Below are 7,169 nucleotides of genomic sequence, written 5' to 3'. Positions count from 1 at the left end.
GGCCTTCCCCGCACCCCATACGCCGACGCGAACGCCTCGTCGTCATACCAGCAGCCCAACTCGTCACGAACCCGCATCGCCAACGCACCCCGCGGAAAGGCCGCCCGAGCGACCCGGGCAGTATCGGCCGGCACCTCCGGCCACGGCTGCGGCTTCATCGACATGACCACCCCATTCTGCGGCCGGGAACAAACACCAGAAAACCGACCGGAAACGATCATGACCGGGTCAAGATCAACAAGCACGCACACCACACGGCGTGTCCCGAATAAGCCAACAGGGTCCTCTTAGCCGAGAAACCTCTGACGGCGTACCGGAGAAGGTGTACACAATGTGAGACGGGTGCCCTCGGCGCACCCCGACCTGCTGCAGCCTCATTGAGGCCTATTCACAAACCATCGCGGCAACCTCGGAGAGCGATCTCGTATCGCAGGCGACCCTCGAGCCAGGCCATGATCAACACGCCGCAGGGATGTCGGCGCGTAAGAAGCCGTGGAGCATTTCGCGTACCCCGCGCAGAGAAAAGCTCCACTACCTCGCCCGACCCCTCCCCCATCATGGCCGCCACCGATAATCAACCGCACTCCCCGCTCAATTTCAGGCGCAGCCCGCCGACACTTGGTCCATCCAATAGCCCGGCATCCCATTAGATAGACCCACGGATTTCATCACACAGAGCTATTCGAGGCAAGGGAAAATTACATTCCTCTGGCCCCGTGAATGGGCTCTTTTGGGCGGGGTTTTGTCGGTGGTCGCCGATAGCGTTCTACCTATGGATGTCACGACCGGCGCCCCGCCCACGCACCCGACGCTGGGCTTGATGGGTGCGGTCGATTCCATGCTTGACGACATTTTGGAGTTCTCTACCTGGTCGTGTACGGACGCCGAGAGGGCCGAGGCTGTGGAGCTGGCGCATAAGCTCGCTGGGAAGTTCGACGCGGTTCGGCTCCGGACCATCCACGACGTCGACACCCACTAGCTGCCCTGGATCGACATCAACCAACGACCGATCCGGACGTAAACCGATGCGGGTATTGACGCTCACGGATAGAAGATCAAGGCACTCCGAATTGCCTTGCGCTCGGCGCCCCTAATCCTCGAGTCTGCCAGAGTGACCATCTCGAATGTCCGCATTCAGCCGGTAGACGAGGCAGTCCTCCAGCCCACCCTTCGATTCCTGACCGAATGGGTGACGGCGAGTGAGGCTGGAGCGCACGAGCACCTGCACGACCACGCTTCTGGAGGAGGGTCCAGTGTTGTCGCCCTGCTCGGCGATCGGGTGGTCGGCATCGTTACCATCCGATGGCAGTCCAGATTCGCGGGTTTCAGGGACCACGGCATCCCGTTGGTCCACCAGGTCTCGGTGGCGGGGCCGTTCCGTGGACAAGGCATTGCGACAAGACTGATGGACGCCGCCGAACAACTAGCCCGGGACCGCGGAATCGCCTGTCTCGGCATCACCGTAGGACTCTTCGACGCGTACGGGCCGGCGCAGCGGATGTACGCCAAGCGCGGATACCTTCCGGATGGGCGCGGCGCCTGCCTCGGCCCGGTGCCCGTCCGCGAGGGAGCCACAGTCACTGTGGACCATGACCTCATCATGTGGCTCACCAAGGACCTTCAATGATGTCCAACCACCTGATCAGCCAGCGGACGCGCGGAAGGCCTCCGCCTCACCAGCCCGTAAGGCGGGTATCGCCAACAACGTCGCCACCAGCGTGAGCACCCCGCCCACCAGATAGGGCGCCCGCAACCCGGCCTGATGCGCGAGTAGCCCCGCCGCCACGGCCCCTCCGGGCATGGCGACGAACCCGACCACCCGGTAGACGCTGGTCACCCGGCCCAGAAGATCGGCCGGGACGACCCGTTGACGTACGGACGCGGTCACGATGTTCCACAACACGGAGGCGATCCCGGCCACGACGACGCACAGGACAACGGGCACCGTGGACGGGAACGCACCAAGACCAACGAACGCCAGCCCGAACGCCACACTCGACGCGAGCATTGTCACCCGCCCACCCACCGCCCGGCTGACCCCCGGAGCAAGTGCCGCCCCGAGAAGTCCACCAACCGCGAAGGCCGCGATCAGCCAGCCGTACACCGCCTCAGGAAACCCGAGGAGTTCGAGGACGTACAACACCAGGACGGCGACAATCCCCGACGACACTCCGTTGATGACGCCGAGCAGCAGGCACAGCGTCCTCAGCAGCCGATGCTTCCACAAGAACGCGAGTCCTTCGCGAAGCTCACGCCACAGATGGCGGTCGGCTCGCACCTCAGGCGCCGGCACCGCACGGCGTACTCGCCACACGAGCACGGCAGCCACGCCGAAGGTCGCCGCGTTCAACGCCAGCGGCAGCCCAGGCATCAGCACGAACAACGCGGCCCCGACGGGCGGACCGAGCAGGTTGGCACCGAGCATGATGGCGGTCTGGTTGAACGCGTTCGCCCGCTCCAGCGAGGCGGCAGGCACCAGCTGCGGCAGCACGGCTGACGACGCGTTGTCGAAGAACGGCGCGGCCAGGCCGAGCGCGAACCCCACCACGAGGACGAGCGGCACGCTGACCAGACCGAGGAATACGAGTGCCGCGAACACACCAGCCAGCACCGTCCGGAGTACGTCGGTACGCCACATCACGGTGGTCCGGCTCCAACGGTCGACGAGCACACCGGAGATGAGGCCGAGAAGGAGCCAGCCGAGCTGAGCGGCGGCTTCTGTCAGGGAGACGATGCGCGGATCGCGGGAGAGGCTCGCCGCGAGCAGGGGAAGCGCGCCGATCACCAGCCCGTCACCCAGGAAGGAGATGGCGGATGCCACCCAGATCGTCCAGAACGCCGGAGTGAGCGGGGTCCTGGATCGCGAGGGGTTCCGGGCTCGCCTCATGGGGGAGATCGTTCCAGTGCCCCTGCGACGCCGCACACCGGACCGACCGGACAGGTCGGTACTGGCCGACCGCTCGGGACGTCCTCAGCCGCGCCGGCGGACGGCCATCGCCCGAGCCGCCTCGCGGTCGGCTTCCCGCTTGGCGAGCGCCTGGCGCTTGTCGTAGTCGCGCTTACCGCGGGCCAGGGCGATCTCGATCTTGGCCCGGCCGTCTTTGAAGTAGAGCGACAGCGGCACGATCGTGATGCCGCTCTCGCGGGTCGTGGCGCCGATCCGGTCGATCTCCTTGCGGTTGAGGAGCAGCTTGCGGGTGCGGCGTACCGGATGATTGGACCAGGTGCCCTGGGTGTACTCCGGGATGTGCACGCCTTGGAGCCAGACCTCGCCGTCGATGACCACGGCGTACCCATCCACGAGGGAGGCGCGGCCGGCCCGCAACGACTTCACTTCGGTGCCGGTGAGGACGAGCCCAGCCTCGAACGTCTCGTCGATGTGGTACTCGTGCCGGGCCTTGCGATTCTGGGCGATCACCCGGCGACCGCGCTCCTTGACCATCCCTCTATCTTCGCGGATCCGCGCAAGCGGGTTTACCTCGGGACACGAACCCGTGCGTGGCACCCGCCGGGCCGAGCCCCGCTCCCCACTTGCGCGGATCTGCGAACTACAGGTAGTTCATGGGGTCCACGGTGCTTCCGTTCCGGTACACCATGAAGTGCAGGTGGCATCCCGTCGAGTAGCCCGTCGTCCCCACGTACCCGATGATGTCGCCCTTGCTCACCTGCTGACCGCTGCTCACCGCGTACGCGGACAGGTGGTTGTACGCCGTCACGACCGAGGCGCCCCTCAGCCACCCGTGCGAGATCAACACCCGGTTGCCGTACCCCGCGTTGAAGTAGCGCGAGATGACCTTCCCGGATGCGGCGGCGCGGATCGGTGTGCCGCAGGCGGCGCCGAAGTCGGTGCCGTCGTGCAGCTTCCAGCGCTTGAGGACCGGGTGGAAACGCATGCCGTACGGCGAGGTGATCGGCGCGGAGACGGGACGCGACAGCGAGCTGCCAGGATCGCCTCCACCACCACCACCACCGCCGTCGTCGCGGCGGCGCTCGCGGCGCTTGCGTTCCTCCTCCGCCTCCTTGCGGGCGATCTCCTTCAGCTGCGCCTCGATCCGCTCGCGTTCGGCGACCAACTCCTTGTAGCGGCGCAGGTCCTCCTGCTTGGCCTTCTCCGCGGCGTCCTGGGCAGCCTGCCGGTCGGCGACGAGTCCTTCGACAGCCGCCTCGCTCTCGCGGGCCTGGCGTTCGAGAACCCGCACCCGCGCCAGGTTGTCGGCGGCTTCCTTCCGCTGCTGCGCGACGAGTTTCTCCGCGGCCTGGAGCGCTGCCCGGGTGGCCGCGAGGTCGGCGCGGGCGGCGTTCATCCGGTTGAGGGCGGTCCGTTGGGACTCGCTGACACTGGCGACGATGTGCACTCGTCCGAGGAGTTCCGCCGGTGTCTCGCTCTTGAGAACCGCGGCCAGCTCGCCGAGGCCCGACTGTTGGTAACTCGCGTTGGCGAACGCCCCGATCTCGTCCCGCTGCGTACGCACCCGATCTTCCGCCGCGGCGACCGCGGCGGTGGCCTGTGCGACGTCCCGCTCGGCGCGCGCCAGCTTGGCCGCCATCGCGGCGTCCTTCGCCCGGGCCGCCGAAAGCTGGCCGCGTACGGTCGCGAGCTTTGCCCGCGCCGCCGCGAGCTTGGTCTCAGCCGCCTGGAGCGCCTTCGTGGACCCGATGAGCTGGGCGGACGACTCGTCGAGGTCGCCCTTGGCGCCGTCGATCTCGCGTTCGACCCGGCGTTTGTCCTCCTCGGGGCCCGCCTGGGCGGGCGCGAGCCCACCGAGCGTCACCGCCACGGCCAGGACGAGGACCGAGCCACCCAGCCGCAGGCGTCGTCGTTTCCGTCGTGATGTCAGACGTCCCGGACCAGCCCGCGCCGGGCCGTCGGGTTCGTCGGGTAGCTGCTCCTCGTTGGTGTCCAACGACTCGCCCGCTGAGCGGGCGGGGGGGAAGTGTCGGACCACGGGTCTCCCCTCTCTCTGAGGTTGTGCTACTGACAGTAAGCAATACCCATCAGACTGTGAGATATTTCCGTAGAGTGATAAACGAGGCGATTATCGCCAGGAGAATGCCAAGGGCCGCCAATACCGGCATCGTGGTAATCGTCTCTTCCCATCCGATCCAGGGCACGACGCGCACGTCTGTCCGGAGTTTGGCGGTGACCCACGGCGTGAATGCCAGCGTGCCGCAAGCCAGAGCCGCGCCGACCAGGGCGGCGACGACACTTTCGACGATGAACGGCAGCTGGATGTAGAAGTTCGACGCGCCGACCAGTCGCATGATGCCGATCTCGCGACGCCGACTGAACACCGTGAGCCGGATGGTATTGCCGATCTGCAGCACACCCGCGATCAGGAGGCCCCCCGCCAACCCGATCGAGATCCACTGCAGGCCGTTGAGGCCCTTGAACAACGGCTCCAGGACCTCACGGGAGTCCTGGACACTGAACACGCCGGGGAGTCCCTGCACCGCCGACTGCACGCCTTGGTACTGCTCCGGATTCTTCAGGCTGACCCGGAAGGACTCCTGGAGATCGACCGGCTTCACGATGTCGGCGGTGGCGGCGTCCTTGTAGATCTCCTGGTACCGCGCGTACGCCTGTTGCTGCGACTCGTGGTAGACCTTGCGAACCTCGGGGTTGGTCGACAGCGCCTGCTCGATCTCAGTCCGCTGGGCACCGCTGACCGCACCGTCCGCGCACTGCGGCGAGGACGAGACGTCGTTACACATGAACACCGCGATCTGCACCTTGTCGTACCAAAAGCCCTTGACGAGGGCCACCTCTGACCGGACCAACAGCCCGAGCCCGAAGAGGACGAGGGAGATCCAGACGGTGACGACCACCGCCACGGTCATGGTGACGTTGCGGCGGAGGCCGGTGCCAAGCTCGGAGAACGCGTACCTGATCTGCATGGTGTCCTAGGGGGTCGAGTACCTGATCGTCACGGCGGCGGTCGGCACGCGGCAGGCCCGCGCGCCGGGCGGCAGCTAGCTCTGGTAGCCGTAGACGCCGCGGGACTGATCACGGACGAGCTTGCCGCCTTCGAGCTCGATCACCCGCTTGCGCATCTGGTCGACGATGTTGGCGTCGTGGGTGGCCATGAGGACCGTGGTGCCGGTGCGGTTGATCCGGTCGAGCAGCTTCATGATGCCGACGGACGTCGACGGGTCGAGGTTTCCGGTCGGCTCGTCGGCGATGAGGATCATCGGGCGGTTGACGAAGGCCCGTGCGATCGCGACCCGCTGCTGCTCACCACCGGACAGCTCGTCCGGCATCCGGTGCTCCTTGCCGTCGAGGCCGACCAGCTGGAGCACGTCAGGAACGACCCTGGCGATGTGGCCGCGCGGCCGGCCGATCACCTGGAGAGCGAACGCGACGTTCTCGAAGACCGTTTTGTTGGGCAGCAGCCGGAAGTCCTGGAACACCGTGCCGATCTGGCGGCGCAGGCGGGGAACCTTCCAGGTGGAGAGCCGGCCCAGCTCCTTACCGGCGACAAAGACTCGTCCCCTTGAGGGATGCAGCTCGCGGAGGGCGAGCTTGAGGAACGTCGACTTGCCCGAGCCCGAGGCTCCCACCAGGAACACGAACTCGCCCTTGTCGACCTCGAGGGACAGGTCGGCCAAGGCGGGCCGGCTTTGTCCGTCGTACACCTTGCTGACGTTCTCGAAGCGGATCACGGCAGGCTTCCTGGCCGGGGTCGGGGGCATGAACCGGCTGCTGAAACACCGGCAGGGGTCGGCCAGTCGTTGAGTGTACGACGCGAAGGGGTACGAGTGGGCCAACTCCCCGCGAGGCACCGGATTTCCTGCTCGACCCGGGCGGACCAGCCCCGAATGACGCTGTTTCGCGGGGCGACAACGGCGTGTACGCGATAGAACCGCACGTCTTACGCGGAATGTCGGCTTGCTGGCCTAGACGAGTGATTCCTAACTCTGTTCGGTGTGGCTGCTGGGATCTTGACGCGGCGGAGGGTATCGATGTCGTTTTGTGACGAACAACCTCGATACCCTCCTGACCGCACTGTATGTGTACATCGATGATCACGTGGTGGAGGCGCACCGGCTCACACCCGGGCGGCCGAAGAGACTGACTGATGCCGAGCTGGTCTGTTTGGCGGTTGCCCAGGTGCTGTTGGGTTACCCGTCCCAGCATCACTGGCTGCGCGCCTGCTACGGCCGGCTCGGGC

At 66.5% G+C, this 7,169-nt stretch carries 7 protein-coding genes and 1 pseudogene; 3 read left to right on the top strand and 5 right to left on the bottom strand.

The annotated features are described in order from the left end of the window. Window positions 1–772 precede the first annotated feature (772 nt). Together B141_RS0105500 and B141_RS39035 are read left to right on the top strand one after the other, a co-directional pair. Window positions 773–979, top strand: a complete 207-nt coding sequence (locus B141_RS0105500; RefSeq protein WP_020574171.1) for a hypothetical protein — start codon at window positions 773–775, stop codon at window positions 977–979. A gap of 132 nt (window positions 980–1,111) precedes the next feature. Beyond that, on the top strand, window positions 1,112–1,627 hold the full coding sequence (locus tag B141_RS39035; protein ID WP_020574170.1) for a GNAT family N-acetyltransferase: 516 nt from the start codon (window positions 1,112–1,114) through the stop codon (window positions 1,625–1,627). A gap of 15 nt (window positions 1,628–1,642) precedes the next feature. Here the strand turns inward: B141_RS39035 and B141_RS0105490 are convergent, their stop codons facing one another. The 5 genes from B141_RS0105490 to ftsE form a co-directional block, all read right to left on the bottom strand. Then, the gene (locus tag B141_RS0105490) at window positions 1,643–2,887 is read right to left on the bottom strand and encodes an MFS transporter (protein ID WP_020574169.1); all 1,245 of its coding nucleotides are present in this window, start codon (window positions 2,885–2,887) and stop codon (window positions 1,643–1,645) included. 84 nt (window positions 2,888–2,971) lie between these two features. Then, window positions 2,972–3,442 (bottom strand): SsrA-binding protein SmpB, encoded by a 471-nt coding sequence (gene smpB / locus B141_RS0105485; protein WP_020574168.1) that lies wholly within the window; start codon window positions 3,440–3,442, stop codon window positions 2,972–2,974. 106 nt (window positions 3,443–3,548) lie between these two features. After that, window positions 3,549–4,946, bottom strand: a complete 1,398-nt coding sequence (locus B141_RS45295) for a M23 family metallopeptidase (protein ID WP_020574167.1) — start codon at window positions 4,944–4,946, stop codon at window positions 3,549–3,551. Between the two features lie 49 nt (window positions 4,947–4,995). Further along, complete coding sequence (gene ftsX, locus B141_RS0105475) at window positions 4,996–5,895, bottom strand: permease-like cell division protein FtsX (protein WP_020574166.1); 900 nt, start codon at window positions 5,893–5,895, stop codon at window positions 4,996–4,998. Window positions 5,896–5,970: 75 nt separating this feature from the next. Beyond that, the gene (gene ftsE, locus B141_RS0105470; RefSeq protein ID WP_020574165.1) at window positions 5,971–6,660 is read right to left on the bottom strand and encodes a cell division ATP-binding protein FtsE; all 690 of its coding nucleotides are present in this window, start codon (window positions 6,658–6,660) and stop codon (window positions 5,971–5,973) included. Window positions 6,661–6,970: 310 nt separating this feature from the next. Here ftsE and B141_RS50215 point away from each other — a divergent pair. Next, window positions 6,971–7,169 (top strand): annotated as a pseudogene (locus tag B141_RS50215) (hypothetical protein); the annotation flags it as partial.

This window comes from Actinopolymorpha alba DSM 45243, from assembly GCF_000373925.1.
Lineage (GTDB): Bacteria > Actinomycetota > Actinomycetes > Propionibacteriales > Actinopolymorphaceae > Actinopolymorpha > Actinopolymorpha alba.
The sequence above is the reverse complement of the archived record's forward strand: the minus strand, read 5'-3'. Positions and strand labels throughout refer to the sequence as shown.